At 65.2% G+C, this 21,695-nt stretch carries 20 protein-coding genes; 13 read left to right on the forward strand and 7 right to left on the reverse strand.

Annotation, left to right across the window (positions count from 1 at the left end):
* Window positions 1–28: 28 nt before the first annotated feature.
* Window positions 29–571: an HIT family protein gene (locus MU553_RS07510; protein WP_247377288.1), complete on the reverse strand. Its 543-nt coding sequence runs from the start codon at window positions 569–571 to the stop codon at window positions 29–31.
* A 338-nt stretch (window positions 572–909) separates the two neighbouring features.
* Between MU553_RS07510 and MU553_RS07515 the strand changes: the two genes are divergently transcribed.
* The 3 genes from MU553_RS07515 (at window position 910) to MU553_RS07525 (ending at window position 4,366) form a co-directional block, all read left to right on the forward strand.
* The gene (locus MU553_RS07515) at window positions 910–1,110 is read left to right on the forward strand and encodes a DUF7835 family putative zinc beta-ribbon protein (RefSeq protein WP_247377290.1); all 201 of its coding nucleotides are present in this window, start codon (window positions 910–912) and stop codon (window positions 1,108–1,110) included.
* A gap of 608 nt (window positions 1,111–1,718) precedes the next feature.
* Entirely contained in the window at window positions 1,719–2,828 is a 1,110-nt protein-coding gene (locus MU553_RS07520; protein ID WP_247377292.1) for a DUF2334 domain-containing protein, read from the forward strand.
* Window positions 2,829–2,902: 74 nt separating this feature from the next.
* Window positions 2,903–4,366 carry a glycosyltransferase family 2 protein gene (locus MU553_RS07525; protein ID WP_247377294.1) on the forward strand — a complete coding sequence of 488 codons (1,464 nt, stop codon included), beginning with the start codon at window positions 2,903–2,905 and terminating at the stop codon, window positions 4,364–4,366.
* Window positions 4,367–4,485: 119 nt separating this feature from the next.
* On the opposite strand, the gene map is transcribed toward MU553_RS07525, so the two are convergent.
* Window positions 4,486–5,379, reverse strand: coding sequence for a type II methionyl aminopeptidase (gene map / locus MU553_RS07530; RefSeq protein WP_247377296.1), 894 nt, complete (start codon window positions 5,377–5,379; stop codon window positions 4,486–4,488).
* A 197-nt stretch (window positions 5,380–5,576) separates the two neighbouring features.
* Between map and icd the strand changes: the two genes are divergently transcribed.
* Complete coding sequence (icd, locus tag MU553_RS07535; protein WP_247377298.1) at window positions 5,577–6,839, forward strand: isocitrate dehydrogenase (NADP(+)); 1,263 nt, start codon at window positions 5,577–5,579, stop codon at window positions 6,837–6,839.
* A gap of 53 nt (window positions 6,840–6,892) precedes the next feature.
* Here icd and MU553_RS07540 read toward each other — a convergent pair whose 3' ends face one another.
* On the reverse strand, window positions 6,893–7,231 hold the full coding sequence (locus tag MU553_RS07540; RefSeq protein ID WP_247377300.1) for a cupin domain-containing protein: 339 nt from the start codon (window positions 7,229–7,231) through the stop codon (window positions 6,893–6,895).
* Between the two features lie 103 nt (window positions 7,232–7,334).
* Between MU553_RS07540 and MU553_RS07545 the strand changes: the two genes are divergently transcribed.
* Window positions 7,335–7,859 (forward strand): DUF5817 domain-containing protein, encoded by a 525-nt coding sequence (locus MU553_RS07545; protein ID WP_247377301.1) that lies wholly within the window; start codon window positions 7,335–7,337, stop codon window positions 7,857–7,859.
* A 150-nt stretch (window positions 7,860–8,009) separates the two neighbouring features.
* Window positions 8,010–8,426, forward strand: a complete 417-nt coding sequence (locus MU553_RS07550; RefSeq protein WP_247377303.1) for a hypothetical protein — start codon at window positions 8,010–8,012, stop codon at window positions 8,424–8,426.
* Between the two features lie 11 nt (window positions 8,427–8,437).
* Here MU553_RS07550 and hmgA read toward each other — a convergent pair whose 3' ends face one another.
* Window positions 8,438–9,649, reverse strand: a complete 1,212-nt coding sequence (gene hmgA / locus MU553_RS07555) for a hydroxymethylglutaryl-CoA reductase (NADPH) (protein WP_247377305.1) — start codon at window positions 9,647–9,649, stop codon at window positions 8,438–8,440.
* A 249-nt stretch (window positions 9,650–9,898) separates the two neighbouring features.
* Complete coding sequence (locus tag MU553_RS07560; protein ID WP_247377307.1) at window positions 9,899–11,608, reverse strand: alkaline phosphatase D family protein; 1,710 nt, start codon at window positions 11,606–11,608, stop codon at window positions 9,899–9,901.
* A 251-nt stretch (window positions 11,609–11,859) separates the two neighbouring features.
* Here MU553_RS07560 and MU553_RS07565 point away from each other — a divergent pair, with 251 nt between their 5' ends.
* From MU553_RS07565 to MU553_RS07590, 6 genes are all read left to right on the forward strand, one after another.
* On the forward strand, window positions 11,860–13,410 hold the full coding sequence (locus tag MU553_RS07565; protein WP_247377308.1) for an amidohydrolase: 1,551 nt from the start codon (window positions 11,860–11,862) through the stop codon (window positions 13,408–13,410).
* A gap of 170 nt (window positions 13,411–13,580) precedes the next feature.
* Window positions 13,581–14,702 carry a quinolinate synthase NadA gene (nadA, locus tag MU553_RS07570; RefSeq protein WP_247377310.1) on the forward strand — a complete coding sequence of 374 codons (1,122 nt, stop codon included), beginning with the start codon at window positions 13,581–13,583 and terminating at the stop codon, window positions 14,700–14,702.
* Between the two features lie 3 nt (window positions 14,703–14,705).
* Window positions 14,706–16,262 (forward strand): L-aspartate oxidase, encoded by a 1,557-nt coding sequence (locus tag MU553_RS07575; RefSeq protein WP_247377312.1) that lies wholly within the window; start codon window positions 14,706–14,708, stop codon window positions 16,260–16,262.
* On the forward strand, window positions 16,262–17,077 hold the full coding sequence (nadC, locus tag MU553_RS07580; protein ID WP_247377314.1) for a carboxylating nicotinate-nucleotide diphosphorylase: 816 nt from the start codon (window positions 16,262–16,264) through the stop codon (window positions 17,075–17,077). Before MU553_RS07575 ends, nadC begins: the two co-directional genes overlap by 1 nt.
* Window positions 17,078–17,184: 107 nt before the next feature.
* Complete coding sequence (locus MU553_RS07585; RefSeq protein WP_247377316.1) at window positions 17,185–17,397, forward strand: hypothetical protein; 213 nt, start codon at window positions 17,185–17,187, stop codon at window positions 17,395–17,397.
* A gap of 148 nt (window positions 17,398–17,545) precedes the next feature.
* Window positions 17,546–17,935, forward strand: a complete 390-nt coding sequence (locus MU553_RS07590; protein ID WP_247377317.1) for a DUF7475 family protein — start codon at window positions 17,546–17,548, stop codon at window positions 17,933–17,935.
* Window positions 17,936–17,968: 33 nt separating this feature from the next.
* On the opposite strand, the gene MU553_RS07595 is transcribed toward MU553_RS07590, so the two are convergent.
* Window positions 17,969–19,390 (reverse strand): FAD-binding oxidoreductase, encoded by a 1,422-nt coding sequence (locus tag MU553_RS07595; RefSeq protein ID WP_247377320.1) that lies wholly within the window; start codon window positions 19,388–19,390, stop codon window positions 17,969–17,971.
* Between the two features lie 193 nt (window positions 19,391–19,583).
* Window positions 19,584–21,101: a 2,3-bisphosphoglycerate-independent phosphoglycerate mutase gene (gene gpmI / locus MU553_RS07600; RefSeq protein ID WP_247377321.1), complete on the reverse strand. Its 1,518-nt coding sequence runs from the start codon at window positions 21,099–21,101 to the stop codon at window positions 19,584–19,586.
* 119 nt (window positions 21,102–21,220) lie between these two features.
* On the opposite strand from gpmI, the gene MU553_RS07605 reads away from it, so the two are divergent.
* Window positions 21,221–21,616, forward strand: a complete 396-nt coding sequence (locus tag MU553_RS07605) for a DUF7522 family protein (protein ID WP_247377323.1) — start codon at window positions 21,221–21,223, stop codon at window positions 21,614–21,616.
* Window positions 21,617–21,695: the final 79 nt, after the last annotated feature.

The raw sequence follows: 21,695 nt of genomic DNA on the forward strand, positions 1-21,695 counted from the left end.
CGTGGCTGTCTGCGCGTGCGCAGTGATCTCACTCGACGATCACTGCCTGGTCCTCGCCGGGGACTGTGACGCCGTCCTGCTCGCCAAAGGCTCCGTGCAGTCGTTCCCAGGTGTCTGCGACGGCCTCGACGATCACCTTCGTGTCGCTGATGACGGGCATGAAGTTGGTGTCGCCGTCCCAGCGAGGGACGACGTGGGTGTGGAGGTGATCGTCGATGGACCCGCCGGCCGGCCCGCCGCCGAGGTTGAGGCCCGCGTTGAACGCGTCCGGTTGCAGTGCCGTCTCCATCGCCTCGATCGTTCGCTGTTTGAGTCTGGCGTGATCGAGCAGGACCGCCTCGTCCAGGTCCCGGTAGTCGCCGGTGTGCTGGTGGGGAATGACCATCGCGTGCCCCGGGTTGTACGGGTAGTTGTTCAGCAGGACGAACGCGTGCTCGCTCCGGGCGACGAGCCGGTTTTCGCGATCGTCCTCCCAGTCGGGGAGTTCGCAGAAGACGCACTCCTCGACGTCCGCGTTCTCGTCCGACCGCTCGATCCAGTCGATTCGCCAGGGGGCGAACACCTGCTCCATAGGGGTCCTGTGACCCCGACTCGCATAACGGCCACGGACACTCCGTCTCGGAGATAGTATTGCTCCTGAGAATCGGATACCCCGAGTATTGGCGCCGAAACCCGACCAGAATCAAAGTCTGAAAACAATCGACCGGTTCTGGGCGAATGCGACTTATAAATCGTTCGGCCGTTTTCATCGCTGGGAGTCAGATGGGGGCCTTAGAACGGTCCTTGAACAGTTTCGACGACTCTCAACGTCTCAGGGACAAAACCGCAAGAAGGCGGCCGAAAAACGGTATGAACGGAGCCGAACGAAATGGGGTTTTTATGCTCCCATCGTCGGTACGCCACGGTGTGATGTCAGCCACCGACGGCACGTTCGATGGGATGACCGAACACTGTGAACACTGTGGACGTGAGACACCACACGACGTCTCCGTTCAGATCATGACGGAGAGTTCGAATCCCGAGAACGCAGAGTACTCGCGTGAACCGTACCGTGTGAGCGAGTGCCGTATCTGTGGCGCCCAAACCGCGCTTCGCATGAACAACGCGTGAGCTGACATCCGGTTCATCCCGCTAACTTCCTCCCCTTGCACACTTCTGGAATGGATGAATGTGGTAATGTCTGACGCTTACCGGGATTACAGGTGACGAGTTGTGTCCGGACTGTTACCATTTTTTTAACAATTCCCGAACTGGGAAGTGTATGCTGAGTGACACTTCCTTCAACTACTTTGTGACTTCCGGGCCCGTCTCGGTGATTGGAATCGGACGTCGACGCTGGGGTAAAGACTGTCTGTCCGGAGTCGTCTGCTGTATAGACAACCGCTTCTACACTTCACTCGCCAACGTGATTTCTGCTGTGAGTGATTGTAGGTTGTACATGGAGTAAATTACAACGACAATGTATGTAGTACAAACACCCCTCAATGTCGGAACCCGGTGGCATCCGCTCGTGTCGAGACTGCGGGGCGGAACTCGTTCGGATCACGGCAGTCGAACACTCCGTCTGCGGGTGTATCAAACCAGAATCGGCCTTTCAGGCCGCGGCTGCGTGCCCTGAATGCAGCGACGACTACACTGCTGCCACTGACGCGTTTGTCGAGGTCGCCACATATTTCGTCTGCTCGAAGTGTGACGAGCGGTTCGGAGTTGCAGAGATCGTGACTCAATCCCCGAACGAGACGAATGACGACGTGGTCGAAGCCGTCGGAGAGTATTCTCCGGAGGCCACTGGCGACGCGTCACTACCCGACGGGGAACCCCGCGACCACGGACGTGGTGGATATCTTCCGCTCTCTCCTGACGCGTCCGTCAGTCTCCGGCGCCGTCTCCTTACTGGTGTCGTGCTCGTCGTCATCCTCACGATCTCGATAACAGGGACGCTCGTGGCTGGACCGTACGTGAACGCTCCCGCCGATGCCAGTCCGCCGACGCACCGGGTTCAGACGATCGTTATCTTCCGGAACGACGACATACAACCGTACTATCGGACGGAGACGATGCGCGCAGTGGACCGGATCTTTGTGGAGGAATCCGTTCCCGTGACGCAGGGTATCATTCCGATGACCGGTGACCGTCCTATCGACGAAACAGACGATACCTGCACGTATCTGCGACGACGACACCGACGCCACCCTGAACTGTTCGAGTTCGCTCTTCACGGCTACACGCACGAGAAATTGACAGCGTTCTACAGCGGTAGTGAGTTCGGCGGGCTCTCGCCCCGAAACCAACTCGAGCGCATCCAAAAGGGGACGAAAATCGTCAAGCAGTGTGTTGGCGAGCGACCAGAGACGTTCGTCCCGCCAATGAACACCTACGATAATACGACGGCGAAGAAAGTCGCTCAGGTCGGCTATCAAACGATCTCTGGTGGTAGCTGGTTCACCCGCGAGTACTACGGGAAGACGTCGCCGTTCCGGGCACACGGAGTGTCCCACGTCCCGAACTCGGCGTCGTTCGTCGCAGACTGGTCGACCAATCGATTTCGGAACGACACCGAACTCACTGACGACTTCGACCGCGCGTATCGCAACGGGACTGTCTATGTACAGATGATCCACTATCCGACGTTCGACACTCCGGCCAAGCGGGAGCGACTGCGCCAGTTTATCGACTACATGCAGTCGAAAGAGGGCGTCGCGTTCATGACGGTCGATCAGTATACAGACGGCATTCAGCGTGGGACGATCCGTCGCGTCGACGATGGGTGGATCGTTCCGTGCACCGCAGACTGTGACCGTACTGTGAGGTCCGGGGCTGCGGGGTGATCCGGATGGAGAGCTCTCTCGCCTCACTTCGGACCTGGAGAGACCGCATCGACTGGGCCTCACTGGTGGTGAGCGTGCCGTTAATCATACTCGGCTGGCTCCTGCTGGCAGAGACGGACCGTCGCGTCGTCTTCGCACTCGCCGTGTTCACTGGACTGTTAATCGGGTACCTGATCTGGTCGTATGTGGTCGTCCGCTACACTCGACGACTACAGGGTCTGTTCACGTTCCCGCATCTCGTCGTCGCGCTCGTCGGGTGTGGCATCACCACTGCCTGGCTCGGGTGGCTTCCGACAACTGCTGCCGGCCTCGTTCACTTCCTGGCGCTGTTTCTCGTCCTGACGTCACTCTGGTTCATGTTCCCACTGGCGACGATCCACACCACCACCAGCCACACCGCGTTCGACGCCGACGAGCAACTGCCGACGATTAGCGTCATCGTTCCGGCGTACAACGAAGTCGGGTACATCAGACGAACCGTGTCGGCAATCCTCAACGCCTCTTATCCGGCCGAAAAAGTCGAGGTCGTCGTCGTCGACGACGGGAGCACCGACGACACACTCTCGGAGGCCCTTTCAATCAGTGACGAACGAGTCCAAACCGTTCACAAGGAGAACGGCGGGAAGTATTCAGCACTCAACTACGGACTGTTGTTCGCATCGGGCGACGTCGTCGTCTGTGTCGATGCCGACAGCGTCATCGCCGACTCGGCGCTCAAAGCTGCGGTCTCGCCGTTACTGGCTGATCAGTCGATCGGTGCCGTCGCCGGGAGGGTCAAGATCGAAAACGGCGGATCGCTGATCCTCGCTCTGCAGCGGTTGGAGTACATCGTCGGCCTGAACGTCTACCGGCGCGTTCTCGATTCGTTCGGGACTGTCCCGATCGTTCCCGGTTGTCTCGGTGCCTTTCGCCGGGAGGCGATCGAAGACGTCGCTGGCTACGACCCCGAGACGCTCACTGAGGACTTCGATCTCACCGTGAAATTGCTGCGCGCTGGCTGGTCGGTTCGAACGAGCGAGGCGACCGTGTATACTGAAGCACCGGATACCTGGTACGACCTGTATCTCCAGCGGATGCGCTGGTACCGGGGAAACGTCATGACGCTCTTGAAACACTGGCGTGTTGCACTCGACCACCGATACGGCTACCTTCACCGAATCTCGTACCCGATGCAGGTCGTCGAAATGTTCGTGTTGCCGCTGGCGAGTTGGATTATCCTCGGCGTTCTCGTTCAACGTCTCCTCGCCGGCGACGTGGTCAGAACAGTGGCGATGTTCGCGGTCTACACCAGCGTGGTCCTGGCCATCTCCGTCTTCGCAGTCAGCGTCGAGCGGGACGACCTGTCGCTGTCAGCGCTCTCACCGCTGTTCGTTATCGGCTACAAACATTTCCACGACCTGCTCGTCTTCAAGAGCATCCTCGAGGTCTGCCTTCGCAGGGACCTCGATTGGACGGGGCCGAGACGGATTCTCAACCGAGAGCAAACCGACAGTGTCCCGGAAGAACACTCGTCAGCCGAAACGCGATCGGTAGATTGAGGTCGCCGATTACCGTGTCTCCCTGTTGCGATTTCGTTACGCAACTACCGTCCTCATCGAAATCGTTGACTCACCGTGTGACTCGATAGCGGACGGTCCGTGGCTGCTCGTCAGCCGCATTATAACTCCGTCGTCACTTCACAGCCGTCCTCGGTGACGATGATCGTGTGTTCTTTCTGGCTCACCAGACAGCCGTCCTCTTCTTTGAGAACGGGGTAGCCGTGGAGGATGTTCTGCTGTTTCAGGCGGCGGACGGCCATCTCCGCGCGCGAGGTGTCGAGCCAGCGGGTCGCGAACGGGAGCGTCCGGAACTCGTCGGTGATCTGCTTGAGCGCTTGGCGCGCCTGGCGGTTGCGGACCGAGCCGTCGTTTTCGAGGGCGAAGATTTCCTCGTCGCTCCCCTCGCGGACCTTCCCGGCGCCGTCGGTGGCGAACGGCTCGATGGCGACGACGTCACCGACCTCGAACTCGATGCCCTGATCGACCGCGCGGTTCGGGATGTTCGGTGGCGTGTGCTGCTCCCAGTGGCCGAGGCCGTGGCCAGTCAGATTCACCACGGGGTTGTAGCCGTAGCCCTCGATGACGTCCTCGATGACCGCGCCGACCTCGCCGGTTTCGACGCCGGGTGCGACCGTATCGAGGGCGGCCTCGAGCGCCTCCTCGCTGGCCTCTGCGAGTTCGGGGTTCCCGGAGAGGTCGACGGTGACGGCGGTGTCGGCCAGCCAGCCGTCGACGTGGACCCCGATGTCCAGGTTGACCATGTCCTCGCCGAACGTGCTGGTGTCGTCGATGCTCGGCGTGGCGTGGGCGGCTTCCTCGTCGATGCTGATGTTGACCGGGAACGCCGGCTCGCCGCCGAGTTCGCGGATGCGGTCCTCGGCCCACTCGGCCACCTCCAGGTGGCTGGCACCGACTTCGACCTTCTCAACGGCTTCGTTGCGTACCTGCGCGAGGATCTCACCGGCCTCCCGGTTTTTCTCGTACTGCTCGGCGTCGAGGTCCACGTCTGTCATACACGCTCGTTCGGCGAAGGGCGGCAAAGGACTTGTGTTCGGCGCGGTTCCGGCCGGCAGCGACGGGTCGGTGCCCACGCGGAAACTGGTCGGATGCGCCGCGTCGTCGGTCGCATTGCAAATAATCTTCCCGAAAGTTGTCGAGAGTTTCCCTAGAAGCGGTAGGCCTTTTAGCCCGACGTGTGAAGTTCGGCCATATGTCCTACGAGAAGGTCGATGTGCCCGCGGACGGCCAGAAAATCGAGGTCGTAGACCCGGACAACGACGAACTCGACGTGCCGGAGAACCCGATCATCCCCATCATTTACGGTGACGGCATCGGTGTGGACGTCGGACCGGCAGCACAGCAGGTGCTGGAAGCCGCTGCGGAGGCGACCGGACGCGAGATCAACTGGATGCGCGTGTACGCGGGCGAGAGTGCACGCGAGAAGTACGACGAGAACCTCCCGAACGACACCACCGAGGCGATCCGGGAGTTCAACGTCGCGATCAAGGGGCCGCTGACGACGCCCGTCGGCGCAGGCTTCCGGTCGCTGAACGTCGCGCTCCGGAAGAAGCTCGACCTGTACACCAACGTGCGCCCGACGTATCACATCGAGGGCGTCCCGTCTCCGGTCAAGCGCCCGGACCAGATGGACATGGTCACGTTCCGGGAGAACACCGAAGACGTCTACGCCGGCATCGAGTGGGAAGCCGGCACCGAGGGCGCCGAGAAAGTCCGTGACTTCGTCGAAGACGAGATGGGCTTCGACAGCACCATCCACGACGGTCCGGTCGGCATCGGCATCAAGCCGATCACCGAGTTCGGGACCAAGCGCCTCGTCCGGAAAGCGATCGACTACGCGCTCGAGAACGGCCGCGACTCGGTGACGCTCGTCCACAAGGGGAACATCATGAAGTTCACCGAGGGCGCGTTCCGCGACTGGGGCTACGAGGTCGCCGAAGAGGAGTACGGCGAGGAAGTCATCACCGAGGACACGCTCTGGGAGGAGCGCGACGGCGAACAGCCCGAGGACGCGGTCGTCGTCAACGACCGCATCGCCGACAACATGCTCCAGCAGATCCTCACGCGCACGGAGAACTACGACGTGCTCGCCCTGCCGAACCTGAACGGCGACTACCTCTCCGACGCCTGTGGCGCCCAGATCGGTGGTCTGGGCATCGCACCCGGTGCGAACTTCGGTGACGGCCGCTGTCTGGCCGAACCCGTCCACGGCTCCGCACCCAAGTACGCGGGCCAGGACAAGGTGAACCCGACCGCGATGATCCTCTCCGGGAAGCTCATGCTCGAGTACATGGGCTGGAAGGACGCCGGCCAACTCGTCGTCGACGCCGTCGAGGAGACGATCAAGTCCAAGCACGTCACCTACGACATCGAGCGCCAGATCCAGAACGGCACCAAGCTCGCCTGCAGCGAGTACGCCGAGCGCGTTGCCGACAACATCCGCGACCTCGCCTAAACCGACCGGATCACGCCCCGATTTTTTGCCGCGGTCCCACCGACCACCAGCCGTTACTGTGCCCAGTCGGGGTCGGGCCGCGCCGGCGCGAACACGTCGAGCCCGCGAACCGGGTCGTCGCCCCGGTTGACGGCCGCATGTGGCTCCTCGCTCGGAATGGCGTACGACTCGTTCGCCCCGATGACGAACTCCTCCCCTGCGACCTCGAAGACGAGCGTGCCGTCGTACACGTAGCCCAGTTGTTCGTGTTCGTGGCTGTGTTCGGGGACCGTCGCGCCGGGTTCGACGTGGAAGTGCTGGATGCTCATTCGGTCGCCCGCCACGAGCTGCGTGAGGTGGACGCCCTCGACCACTTCGACCGTGTTCCCCGCGGACAGCGTCTGTGTATCCATGGAGCGCCACATCGAACGGCGACCACCTAAGCCTTCCGCGGGAGCTGCGACCCCCCGACCTCTCGTCGGAGGATTCAATGGGCGTCACCTCCCAGCCCCTGCCATGTACGCCGTGGTCGGGTGCAGCGAATGCAGCGCGCTCTGGGTCGTCGAGGGACGGCCCGAGCGCAGCGAGTGTCCCCAGTGCGGGACGACTCGCCAGTACGCCAAACGCAAGCAGTTCGTCACCACCGAGGACCCGGACCACGCCCGCGAGGTCCGCGCGGCGATGCTCGCCAAGCGACAGGGCCACGAGGACGCCTTCGCCGAACTGGATTCGTTCGCCGAGATGGACACGTACGTCGACGAGGTCGGCGTCGACGACGAAGAGTACCTCGAAGGCTCGGGGATCGACGCCGACGAGGTCGCCGCCGCCGGGAAGCGCGTCGAACAGGGGAGCGGCGGCGGGCAGAGCCGGAAAGATCTCGTCGTGCGTGCGCTGCGGGACCTCGACCAGCCGACCGAGGACGACGTGGTCGGATACGCCACCGACCGCGGCGTCCCCGCCGACTACGTCCGAGACGCCCTCGACAAACTCGCCCGCCGCGGCGAGGTGACTCGGAGCGACGGCACGTATCGGCTGCTCTGATCGGCTGTCGTTCCGCGGTCGGCCCGTGGCAGTCGCTTCACTCTCTGGTTCGCTGACGCGTTCAGCCGAATCGCAGCGACATGATTGTCCGATAGAAAATTTCACTGGCCAGACTGCGACATTTATCGGTGAAACTGTGGACCAGTAGTCATGGACGAGCAGACGGGATCGACCGTGAGCGTATCGATCTACGGACTGTGGGGGCTGCTGGTGCTGGGGACGCTGGCGGTCCTGACGGACGTGTCCCTGTCCCGGCCGACGGTGCTCGGCCTCCGATTCCACCGCGTCGGGCAGCTGTTCTTTTTCCTGGCGTTCGTGATCGGCGCGGTCGGCTTCTCGCAACTCGGCTACCGTCGGTACACGTTCGGGTTCGCGTTCCTGGCGGCTGGGTGGGGACTGCTGTTCGCCGACCGACTGCTCGGTGCGGAACTCGGCGACCTGTTCATCCCGGGGCTCGTCGTCCTGTTCGTCATCGGGATGGCGCTGCTGCTCGTGGGAATCGTCTCCGACGAACAGGCGCAGGAGGTACTGGTGCCGACCGCGGAACCGCTCGACGACGTCGGGTGAATCCAGGCCCGCTATCGTCCGAGTTCTTCGTGGGCCGAGGAGAGGTGACTCGACGCCAGTGCCCCGAGCAGGGAGAGTTCGCCCGCGAGTGCGCCCGTGGCGATGACCTCCGCGAGCGCGTCGGCGTTGCTGCCGGAGGGGTCGCCGCCCCCGCGGACCCCGACGACGTCCAGGGCTTCGGCCTGCGTCGGGAGCTTCGTCCCGCCGCCGACCGTTCCCACTTCGAGGCTCGCGATCGTGACGCTGGCGTACAGCCCCTCCTCGCGGGCTTCGACCGTCGTGATGGCGTTGGAGCCTTCGACGACCTGGGCGATGTCCTGCCCCAGCGCGAGGAACGCCGCGGCGACGACGTTGGCCGCGTGGGCGTTGAATCCCAGACTGCCCGCTTTGGCCGACCCCACCAGGTTCTTTCGGGTGTTGGCCTCGGCGATGGCGTCCGCGGTCGTTTTGAGTTTCGCCTCGACCTGGTCGTGCGGGATGAGCACGTCGGCTGCGACCGTGCGACCGCGCCCTTCGACGGCGTTGATGGCTGCTGGCTTCTTGTCGGTACAGAGGTTGCCCGAGAGCGCGACGAGCGAGGCCGGCGTCTCGTCCTCGACGAGGTCGCAGGCCTCCTGGGTGGCGATGGTGGCCATGTTCATCCCCATGGCGTCTTTCGTGTCGTAGACGAACCGGAGGAAGACGGAGTCGCCGACGACGTACGGCGTCACGTCGGTGAGCTCGCCGTGGCTCGTGGTTGACTCTGCGGCCTCGGCCAGGCGGTCGACGTTCTCGCGGGTCCAGGCGGCGACCGTCGCTGCCTCGCCCACGTCGGCGACGCTGAACACCGGGGCGCGGGTCATCCCGTTTTTCAGGACGCGAGCGGTCGCGCCGCCCGCTTCTCGGATGGCCGAGCAGCCGCGGTTGACGCTGGCGAGCAGCGCGCCCTCCGACGTGGCGAGCGGGAGGTAGTGTTCCTCGTCGGCGGCTTCGCCGTCGACGGGGACGGGGCCGACGACGCCCATCGGGACCTGCGCGCCGCCGATCATGTTCTCGATGTTCGGTTCGGCGGCCTCGGCGTCGAAGGCGTACTCGCCGACCGTCGAGAGGTCGGCGCCGGTCTCGGCTTCGAGCAGTTCCCGCCGGGCGGCGGCTGCCGTCTCGTGGTCTGCGTGGGCCTCCAGTTCGTGGAGCCGGAGCTCACCGTCGCGGACGCGGTCGGCGAGGGCACTCGGGTCTGTCATTGGACGTGGTGTCACACCCAGCCCTCCTAACAATTGCCGATTCGTCGAAACTGGTGGTGTGGGACGAACCCACACCGGATGCGTCGAGTGAGAACTGCGGGTTGGCGTGGCGGTACGGCTTTGCTGTGACCGGAGCGTGCAAGACGACGACGGGTGTGGCACGTCGCTCCGTCGCCGTACCAGTACGGAGCGGCGCTGTCGGCTTGAGGGCTTGCGGTTCGTGCGACTCGGTGGCACAACCGCGGTCGGCTAGCTGCGATTCAGCCGGACTTCTCCTTCGGGGACGCTGAAGGCTGCGAGTTTGTGCTTGCTGGCGCTGGTGGAGTCGACGGTCTTGTCCACGGCGTAGGCGGTGTACTCGCAGGCGTCGGGCGTGAACTCGACGACCGCGTAGCCGTGATGGAAGCTATCGAAAAACTGCAGGTGCGGGTTGTTCCGGAGGATGGCACTCCGGGCGAGATCCTGGGCGAACGGGTTGTCCGAGATGTCGCCGGCCTCTGCGAGATTCATGCTCGTGAGCGCCGGCGTCATCAACTCGACGCCGACGCGGGCGTCGGGGTCGGGCGCCTCGTCGTAGTCCGTGCGCATGTAGCCCGCCAGGGCAGTGTGGAGGTCGCCCGTCAGCGCGACGAAGTTGTCGACGTCCTGGCGGTCGAGATAGCGCATGATGAGCCGGCGCTCGGTCTCGTAGCCGTCCCAGGCGTCGCCGTTGTCGAACTGCTTTTTCCCGTTGTACTCGGTGTCGAGGTGCATGTTCAACACCTCGTTGGCCCAGGCCGTCCAGGTCGTCGCGTCGTCGGTGACGGCGTCGGCGAACCACTCGCGCTGGGCGGCGCCCAGCATGGTGTGGTCGAGGTCGACGCTCCCCGGTGCTGACAGGGCGGCGTCGGAGACATCGACCCGTGGGTCCTCGTCGGACTGGGAGCGGAACAGTCGCTCGTCGGTCACGACCAGGTCGAGCAGGTCGCCGAAGCGAAACGACCGCCAGAGACGCAGGCGGTCGTGTAAGTGCGCCGCGTCGGGGTCGTACTGGACGCGGACCGGCATGTACTCCCACCACGCCTGGATGCCGTCGGCGAACAACTGGCGCATGAACGCGGCGTCGTCGTTTCGCGGATGTGCGCCCTTTCCCGCCTTCGGTCGCCCCGCCTCGTAGTCCCAGTAGCGGTTGTTCACGATTTCGTGATCGTCCCAGGTGGCGATCATCGCGTAGCGCGCGAGCGCCTGCTGGAGGAACCGATCGGAGCGGTAGGTCCGATAGAGGTGTCTGAAGTCGGCCAGGTTCCACGCGAGCCCGTGCCCGCTCGGGAGCGTGATCGACCGTCCGTCGTGCGTCGAGTCGCCCGCCCACTCGTAGATGAAATCGCCCAGGTGGAGCAGGTAGTCAAGGTCTTCGGCGGCGAGGTGGTTGAAGGCGCCGTAGTAGCCCTTCCGGTAGTTCTGGCAGGTGACGACGCCGAACCGGACGCTCTCGGGCGACGATCCGGCCCGCGGGAGCGTGCGACAGCGGCCGATCGGCCCGTACACGTCGTCGTAGACGAACTGGTAGTGGTACTCCCGATCCGGTTCGAGGTGGCCGGCGAGATCGACCTTGACGGTGTAATCCCTGTCCGGGAGACTGTCCGTCTCGATCGACCACAGCGGCCCGAACGCGTGGAAACCACTGGCGGCGGTCATCTGCAGGGTCAGCTGACCACCGCTACTGTAGGCGTCCGGGGCGATGCGGGTCCAGAGGACGACGCCGTCGCTCATCGGATCGCCGGATGCGACGCCTTGCGGGAACACCCGGTCGGCGTCAGGGTCGGGTTCGACCGGCTCCGGTTCCCCCGACAGCGACTCCGTGGGCAGTGACCGGCCCGACGGGTCATTGCCGAGTGCGTCGACGAGCGCGGCGCCGGTGGGGACGCCACCCAGGGACCGCAGCACGTCACGCCGATCAGCCGTCGGTTCCTCCGTCACGGGTTCACCTCAGCGGGATGGCGAGAGCCGGCACTCATCGGTCCGTGGTCCGACCCTGGTTCCCTGCGCTGGACGGTGCACGACGGCGGCGAGCGAAGCACGTCCATCGACTGGTAGTGTACGGCTACGATCCAAAAATAGACTGTGGTGGGTACGGCAGCTGACAGTCCCGCCGTCGTCGATCGCGGCCGCGTTCGGTAAACGCCGTTTACCCCCCAACGGTTAGGTCGCTGCCGACCGCTGTCGTGGACATGACCGGGGCAGCCGATCGCGTCTTCACGAACGGCCGGGTTCACACGCTGACCGACTCCCCATCGCGCGCGGAGGCCGTCGCCGTCCGCGACGGCGCGATCGTTCGCGTCGGCAGCGCCTACGAGACTGCCTTTCTGGAGGGCGTCGACACCGACGTGGTCGATCTCGAGGATCGCGTCCTCCTGCCGGGATTCGTGGACGCTCACACCCACCTCGCGCTCGTCGGTCACTACCTGGTGGACGCCGACCTCTCGCCGGCCGCGACGCCAGCCGAGTGTGTCGATCGGCTTCGCGCGGTCGGCGACGCCCGCGAGGAGTGGATCTTAGGCTTCGGCTACGACGAGAGTGCCTGGGACGACCGCCGGTACCTCACCAGTCGGGACCTCGACGCCGTGAGTGACGAGCGACCGGTCGCGGCGTTCCGCGAGGACCTCCACCTGGTTTCCCTCAACTCCGTCGCCTTCGAACGGGTCCGGGAGGCGGTCCGCGACGAGAACGTCCACACTCGAAACGGGGGGCCGACGGGCGTCGTGACCGAGGCAGGGACCGACGCCGTCTGGGAGGCGGTGGGGCTGACGCGGTCGGCGGCCCGGGACCTGCTCCGGGCGGCCCAGGCGCGAGCCCACGAGGTCGGCGTGACGACCGTCCACGACATGGTCCGCCGACGGCCGATTCCGCGGGCCTACCACGACCTCGCCCGTGCTGGCGACCTCACGCTCCGCGTTCGACTGAACTACTGGGACGACTACCTCGACGCCGTCGAGGCGACCGGACTGGCACCCAATCACGGGAGCGACCGATTGCGCGTGGGCGCGATCAAAACCTACTGCGACGGGTCCATCGGGAGTCGCACGGCGAAACTCTCGGCTCCGTACGCCGATGCCGAGGAGAGCGACGCTGGCGAGGGGGACGCGGCCGGCCAGTGGCTCCGGGACCCCGACGCTCTCCGGGCGTTTGCCGACCGCGTCGACGACGCCGGGTTGCAGGCGGCCGTCCACGCCATCGGCGACGAGGCCATCGGGGCCACGCTGGACGGGTTCGTCGAGACCGATGGGACGGCTCGGCATCGCATCGAACACGCGGAGGTGCTCACGGACCCCCTCGTCGAACGGCTCGGTGCGTCGGACCTGGTCGTGTCCGCCCAACCGAACTTCCTGAAGTGGGCGCGCGACGACGGGCTTTACGACAGACGACTCGGACGAGACCGCCGGCAGGCCACGAACCGCTTTCGCGACCTCCTAGACGCGGGCGCGGACCTGGCGTTCGGCAGCGACTGCATGCCCCTCGATCCGCTGTTCGGGATCCAGCAGGCCGTCACTGCGCCCGGTACTGGCCAGCAACTCTCGGTAACCGAGGCCGTGCGGGCGTACACTCGCGGCGGAGCATACGCGGGATTCGACGAGGATCGCCTGGGTACCGTCGACGTCGGACAACGGGCTGACTTCACCGTCCTGGAGCGCTCCCCGTGGGCGGTGACCGACGCGGAGATCGGCGAAATCAACGTGGCGATGACCGTCATCGACGGCGAGATCGTCTACGACGGGCGCTGACGCCATCGAAGACAGGAATCCACTTTCGACTCTCCATGGGTGATTAAATCTCGATTACTGCGGCAACATCTGCCAGATCAGCCACCATAGCCGAATATTGAAGGCAAAATCTTTTCAATATGTGCGTTCGTTCATTCCAATACTCAACAAGGTGGCCGACCGTGCCGGAAATGGAAACAGCCCAATTCGAGACTGACCTCAGTCTCTTCAAGTACGACAACTTAGAACAGCTCCCACCGGCGTACCGGGACTTGGACGAGGACGAACGCACAGAACGCATCGAGGCCGCGCTGGACGAACTCGGCGACGACGTGGTCATCCTCGGCCACAACTATCAGCGCCGCGAGATCGTCGAGCACGCCGACTTCATCGGCGACTCCTACCAGCTCTCGAAGGAGGCTGCCAACGCCGACGCCGAGTACGTCGTCTTCGGCGGCGTCACGTTCATGGCCGAATCGGCGGACATCATCACCGACGACGACCAGAAGGTGATCCTCCCGAGCATGGAGGCGTCCTGTCCGATGGCCGGGATGGCCGAAGCGCTGCAGGTCGACGCCGCCTGGGCCGAGATCACGGCCGAGACGGACGACGACATCATCCCGATCACCTACATGAACTCCTACGCGGACCTCAAGGCCTTCTGTGCGGAACAGGGCGGCCTGGTCTGTACTTCCTCGAACGCCCACAAGGCCTTCGAGTACGCCTTCGACAAGGGCGACAAGGTCCTGTTCCTCCCCGACAAGCACCTGGGAGAGAACACGGCCCACAGGCTCGGCATGGAAGACGAGATCGTCGAGTGGGACCCGTGGGATCCAGAAAGCAAGGACGCCGCCGCTGCCGCCGAGAACGACATCATCCTCTGGGACGGCTACTGCCAGGTCCACGAACGGTTCCGCGAGAGCCATATCGAGGACGTCCGCGAAGAACACCCCGACGTGAACGTCGTCGTTCACCCCGAGTGTCGCCGCGAGGTCGTCGAAGCCGCAGACGTCGTCGGCTCGACGTCGACGATCACCGAGACCGTCGCCGACGCCGACCCCGGCGAGCAGTGGGCGATCGGGACCGAGATTCACCTGACGAACCACCTCAGCCGCTGGCATCCCGAGGTCGACGTCATGCCGCTGTGCGGTGACGCCTGCATGGACTGCAACGCGATGCGCCAGATCGATCCCAACTACCTGGCGTGGGTCCTCGAAGAGCTCGTCGAGGGCCGCGAACGGAACGTCATCCGGGTCGCGCCCGAGGAGAAAGAACTCGCACAGGTCGCACTCGACCGGATGCTGGAGATCTAACCCATGAGCGAGAAGACTACTGACGTCCTCGTCGTCGGGTCCGGCATCGCGGGGCTCGCGGCAGCACTCTCCGCCGCTCGCGAGGGTGCCGACGTGACCGTCGCGACGAAGGCGAAACGCCCGGAGGGTGCCTCCTCGTGGTGGGCACAGGGCGGCATCGCCATCGCGCGGGACGACCCCGAGCAGTTCAAGGCCGACATCGTCGAGGCCTCCAGCGACACGGCCGATCCCGAGGCCGTCGACGTGCTGGTCGAACACGCGAACGAGGCAGTCCGTGACGTCCTGCTGGAGACGCTGGACGTCGACTTCGATGAAGCAGACGGCGACGCGGAGTTCGACTTCGGCCGCGAGGCCGCACACTCGGAGAACCGAATCCTGCACGTCGACGCCTCGACGGGCAAGCACGTCCACGTCCCGTTCCTGAACTACCTCGACGAGCAGGACAACGTCGAGATCAGAGACGACACCGCCGCGCTCGAACTCGTCCGCCACGAGGGGCGCGTCTACGGCGCCGTCCTCGAATCCGAGGGCGAGTTCGAGCCGTACTACGCCGGCGCGACGATCCTGGCCACCGGTGGCATCGGCGACCTCTACCCGCGCTCGACCAATCCCGACGGCGCTACGGGCGACGGGATCGCCATGGCCGCGCTGGCCGGGGCGGACGTGACGGACATGGAGTACATCCAGTTCCACCCGACCGTCTGCGTCGATAGCGAGGTGCGAAGCACCTCGAAGCGGAGCGGTGGAACCGCGGAGCGCGACAGCCCCTTCCTCGTCAGCGAGGCTGTTCGCGGCGAGGGGGCCGTCCTCCAGAACGGGGATGGCGAGCGGTTCATGCCCGACTACCACGAGGACGCCGAACTCGCGCCCCGCGACGTGGTCGCGCGCGCAGTCAAGACCGAACGCGACGAGACGGGCGAGGTGGTGCTGGACGTCTCTCCGCTCGACTTCGAGGGTGAGTTCCCGGACCTCGCAGCCAAGTGTGAGGACCACGGCGTCGACTGGGAAGACGGCATCCCCGTCGCACCCGCCGAACACTTCCTCTGTGGTGGCATCGAGGTGGACGACCGCGGGCAGTCGTCGCTGGATCGCCTCTACGCGGTCGGCGAGTGTGCCCGGACGGGCGTCCACGGTGCCAACCGCCTCGCCTCCACGTCGCTTCTCGAAGGACTCGTCTGGGGACTCCGCGCTGGCGAGGACGCCGCCGGCACCCCCGTCGAGACGATCGAAGCGCCGGACCTGCTCCAGCGCGACCCGGAACTGCCAGAGCAGTTCGCCCGCGAGAAGTTCCACCGCCTCCGTCGCGTGATGGACGAGTACATCGGCCTCGAACGCGAACCCGAGGACCTCACCCGCGCGATGGCCGTCCTGCGTCGACTCAAGGGTGAGGTCGACGCCTACACCCGGACGCGGACCTCGCGGTCGCTGTACGAACTCCGCTCGGCTGCGGTCACCTCGCTGCTGATCGCGCGGCAGGCCGCCGAGAACGACGAATCCGTCGGCTGTCACCACCTGGTCGAACCGGATCAGGAGACGGCCGAACCACACGCCGACGACTGATGATTCCCGACTCGAAGATCGAAGACTGGCTGCGGGAAGACCTGGGCCACCACGACGTGACGAACCTCGTCCCCGGTGAGACGACTGGCCGGCTCGTCGCCAAGGACGACGGCGTCGCCGCCGGTCTCGACGCCGCTGTCGCCGTGTTCGAGTATCTGGGCGTCACCGCCCAGCAGCAGGTCGAATCCGGTGACCGAATCCGGGCCGGCGACACCCTACTCACGGCAGACGGTCCTGCACAGGACGTCCTGCGCGGCGAGCGGGTGGCGGTCAACGTCGCGGGTCACGCTTCCGGCATCGCAACGCGGACGCGACGGGCCGTCGACGCCGCACATGGTGTGAGCGACGACGTGTCGATCGCAGGCACTCGCAAGACGACGCCCGGCCTTCGGGGGATCGAGAAGCGAGCCGTCGTCGCGGGCGGCGGCGACACCCACCGGCTCGACCTCTCGCACATGGTGATGGTCAAGGACAACCACGTCGCCGAGATGGGCATGGAGGCGGCCATCGCCCACTTTCGAGAACGGGCCTCCTTTGCGACGAAGGTCGAAGTCGAGGTCGAACAGCCCGCGGACGCACCGCGAGCCGTCGAGGCTGGCGCGGACGTCGTCCTCCTGGACAACATGACGCCGGCCGAGACCGAGGCGGCGGTCGAACTGCTCCGAGACGCCGATTCGTCGGTGCTCGCCGAAGCCTCGGGTGGGATCACCATCGCCGACGTCCCCGACTACGCGGGCACGGGCGTGGACGTGATTTCCATGGGGTCGCTGACGCACTCGGCTGACGCGCTGGACTACTCGTTCCGGACTGGCTGACGTTCCGTCCCGTCTGTAGCCTGGTTTCGGTTGCCGTTCCCACGACCCGGGAATGTAGCCCCTCCTTCATGTTGGCTGGCGACGTAGTTACACCTGAGGTGACGACGATGACGACAATCAAAGAGACGGTGACGGGCGTGGCGCTCCTGGCGATCGGGACGATACTCGCGGCGCTCGTCCTCGTTCAGGGGCTGTTCGCCCAGCCGCCGATCGCACTTCCCGTGGCGATCCTGGCGATCGGTGCCGGCATTGCCACCCTCGACGTGCCCGAACACGCCGACCGGCCCGCCCCCGTCGGAACGGGACGGCGGCCGGCGTGACACTTCGGCAGACCATATCCTGGCTATACGTATTCTTCCGTGACTACCGAACTATTTTACCATTCTCCGGAGATAAGCCGACGAACGTACGATAATTCGACAATTGGGAAGCAACCGTCAATTACGGTGGCGGGCAACTCGAACCTGTATGTCACATCAGATGTTGGAGCGACCGATCACGCTCACGTCCAATCCGGGACTGTTGGGTGGGGCTGTCCTCCTCGCAGCGATTTCGGGTGGAATTCATCTCTTGCTCGCCCTCGAGGAGTGGGGCGAACCCGGGGAGGCAGTGCCGTTCCTGCTCGCGGGAATCGGCTTTTTCCTCGGCATCGCCCTGCTGCTGTTCACCGAGAAGCGACGGCGCCTCCTCTCTCTCCTGGGGGCCGGATTCACCGCTGTGCAGGTCCCGCTGTGGGTGCTGGGCGGGATGGACGAGTTCACGATCGGCGTCGCCGACAAAGTCGTGCAAGTGCTGCTCGTCGCAGTCCTGCTGTACGCGTTCGTGCAGAGTTCGAGACCGACGGAGCGCCCGCGGTAGTCTCGCGCTACCTGACGGTATTTTCACGCAGCGTTACTGGTTTGGCGTGATGTTCTGATTGCGTCGGAACAGGTTGTCGGGGTCGTACAGTGCTTTGAGTGCGGATAGCCTGGCGTAGTTGTCGCCGAAGAGGATCTGGGCGGGGTCTTCGTTGAACCCCGGGAAGTTGCCGTACTGACCGCCGGCGACTGCCAGGTCTCGTGCCGTCTCGATTCCCTCGCGAACCCAGGCGACGTTCTCGTCGTCGTCGGCCGGGTCCTCCCAGTTGGCCTCGTAATTGAGCAGGTAGGGCTTGTCGCGGTGCCAGAACGCCGTCTCGTCCTGGTCCGGATCGGCGATCGCGCCACCGAGATGCCAGACGTCGACCGTCGAGAGCTTCGACGGACTCGCCAGTCCGTGGTCGATCATCTGGTCGATGACCGCGTCGGTGAGGTCAGTGAGGAAGACCGACTTCCAGTAGTAGCGCAGCCCGTCGGGGTAGTCTTCGTCGAGCATCGTCTGTAACTCGGTGTAGTCCATCGCCCCGCTCAGGTCGGCGATCGGCTCGGCGAGGCTCCGGAGCGGCTCGAACGTCTCCGTCGCCTCGTCCTCGCTCCCGTCGTAACAGCCGAGGAAGACGACGGCTGGCTCACCCCAGGCAGCTTCTGGGAACTCCTCAATGTCGGGCACGTGGGCGGTGAACGGCAGGACGCTGGCTTCCCTGGGTGCGTCGGCGGCCCACTCGCGGAAGCCGTGGAGCGCGTCGCGCCCGTCGTCGCCGTGGTACCAGACGAACAGTGCGAACACGTCGGGACTGATGGGATGGAGGTCGTACTCCAGCGAGGTGACGACGCCGAAGTTCCCGCCGCCCCCTTTCAGCGCCCAGAGGAGGTCGCTGTCGGCCTCCTCGCTGGCCGTCCGCACTTCGCCGTCGGCGGTCACGACCTCTGCGGACCGGAGGTTGTCACTGGCCAGGCCGTACTCGCGTCGCAGGTGCCCCATGCCACCGCTCAGGGTCAGCCCCCCGATTCCGGTCTGTGAGACCACGCCGAGCGGCGTCGCGAGCCCGTGCAGCTGGGTTTCGCGATCGACGTCGCCGAGCGTCGCGCCACCCTCGGCGCGAACCGTCTGCTCGCGGCGATCGACGTGCACGCCGTCCATCTCCGAGAGGTCGATGACGAGCCCGCCGTTACAGGTCGCGTTGCCCGAGACGTTGTGGCCGCCGCCCCGGACCGCAGGCAGGAGGTCGTGGTCGCGGGCGAACTCGACGGCTGCGACCACGTCGGCCGTCCCGGTACAGCGCGCGATGGCGGCGGGAAACTTGTCGATCATCCCGTTCCACACCTGCCGCGCCTCGTCGTACGCCTCGTCCTCCGGTGTGACGAGAGTCCCCGCAAGCGAGGCACGGAGCGTCTGTTCGTCACCTTCCGGGAGGTGTTCGATCTGCTCGGTCTCTGGCTCTCCTGTCGACTTCATCCCCGCGGATAGGAGCTCAGAGCGCTTAGTTAGCAACGCGCTGTCTGACGAAAGAACGCCTTGCCAGCCGCTCAGCGTGCGTTACTCCTGCCGGACGGCTGTTCGGTGACGGCCGTCGAAACGACGTGGCGCCCGGTCGAGTGATCGGCCAGCGAAGCCCGGACTCGGCGCGTCTCTCCTGATGGGTCTCGAACTACTCGAGTAAGGACTCGCCAGTCATCGCAGCCGGCTGATCGATGTCCATCAGTGCGAGGATCGTCGGCGCGACGTCCGCCAGCGTTCCGCCGTCTCTGACAGTTCGCCCGCCACTGGTCCCGTCGCGGTCGAGATAGACGAACGGGACTGGGTTGAGCGTGTGGGCAGTGTGGGGGTTCTCCTCGGTCCCCATGTCGTCGGCGTTGCCGTGGTCGGCGGTGATGATGGTGTGTGCGCCGGCGGCTTCGAGTGCGTCGACGAGTCGACCGAGTTGGTCGTCGACGGCTTCGACGGCCGCGGTCGCCGCGTCCAGGTCGCCGGTGTGCCCGACCATGTCCGGGTTCGCGAAGTTGAGGACCATCGCGTCCGGGTCGTCGGTTTGAATGACGTCCTTGGCCGTGTCGGCGACCTCGGGCGCGCTCATCTCCGGTTGCAGGTCGTAGGTCGGCACGTCGGGACTCTCGACGATCTCCCTGATCTCGCCGGGGAACTCCACCTCTCGGCCGCCGTTGAGGAAGTAGGTGACGTGGGCGTACTTCTCGGTCTCGGCGATCCGGAGCTGCGTGTGGTCGGTGTCCGCGAGCACCTCGCCGAGGACGTCCGCGGGTTGGTTCGGCGGGTAGGCGACCGGGACCTCGAACGTGCTGTCGTATTCGGTCATCGTGACCACTCGCGTCTCCGGTGGGTTCGTCTCGAACTCCCACTCGGGGCGGATGTCGGCCAGCATCCGGGTCAACTGGCGCGCCCGGTCCGAGCGGAAGTTGAAGAAGACGACGGCGTCGCCGTCCTGGAGGGCGGGACCGCCCTCGATCAGCGTCGGCTCGACGAACTCGTCGGTGTCGCCCCGTTCGTAGGACTCGGTTGTCGCGCCGACCGCCGTCGCTGCCGTGTGGTCGGCCTCACGGTTCACGATGCCGTCGTAGGCGCGCTTCGTGCGCTCCCAGTTCTGGTCGCGGTCCATCGCGTAGTAGCGGCCGGTGACGGTCGCGACGTGGCCCGTCCCCTGCTCGTCGGCGTGGGCCTGGAGGTCCGCGAGGTAGGACTCGCCGCCCGTGGGCGAGGTGTCGCGTCCGTCCGTGAACGCGTGGGTGACGGCGTCGACGCCCTGGTCGGCGGCGATCTCGATGAGCGCGTGGAGGTGCGCCTGGTATGAGTGGACGCCGCCGTCGCTGACCAGTCCCATGAAGTGGACGCGCCCGTCGTTGGCTTGGGCGTGCCCGAACGCGGAGACGATGGCGTCGTTCTCCGCGAGGGTGCCCTCGGCGATGTCGTCGCTGATGCGGGTCGCTTCCTGCTTGACGACGCGGCCGGCACCGATGTTGAGGTGGCCGACCTCGCTGTTGCCCATCTGGCCTTCGGGGAGACCCACGCGGCGGCCGTGGGTTTCGAGCGTCCCGAACGCGCCCTGTTCGCGGTAGCGGTCGAAGTTCGGCGTCTCCGCGGCGCGGACGGCGTCGCGAGCGTCCGCGTCGGGATTGAGTCCCCAGCCGTCGAGGATGATCAGGCCCACCTGCATATCCCAGGGGACGACACAGGGGCCTAAAGAGCCGTCGGACTCCCTGCAGCCGTCGTCGGCCCCGGCAGCAGGTGCCGGAGACCACCGGTGTTATATATAGGGGAAGCCAGTGTGAAGCCATGGTGACCTCAATCGTGGACGAGGACTTCGCGGACAAACTCGTTACCACCGCACGGACGGCGGCCGGTGACAGCCTGCGCTCGCTCACGTACTTCACGCGCTCGAACTTCGAGCAACTGTACCTCCGTGAGGACCTCGAACGGGACGCCGACCTCGATAGCTTCATCGGCCACGAGTGGCGCGGCTTCAAGAACACGACCGACGCCTACCGCGGCACCGAACTCGGCGAGTACAAGTACACCATCCGCGTGTTCGAGAACGGCTTCCTCCTCCGCGTGACCAGCGACCGCGACGGCGTGTTCATGACGACCGACGGCGCGACCATCCGGGACTTCAACTCCTATCAGAAAGCCATCACGGAAGTCTTAAACGAGAAGACCGGCCGCGACGACTGATTCGCCCGTTTTCTTTCGATAGCGTCCGCACCCGATAGCGTCGCCGTCGCCCTGCCTCCCGGAAGTTTTTGATGACCCC

It is taken from the genome of Halorientalis brevis (genome assembly GCF_023077655.1).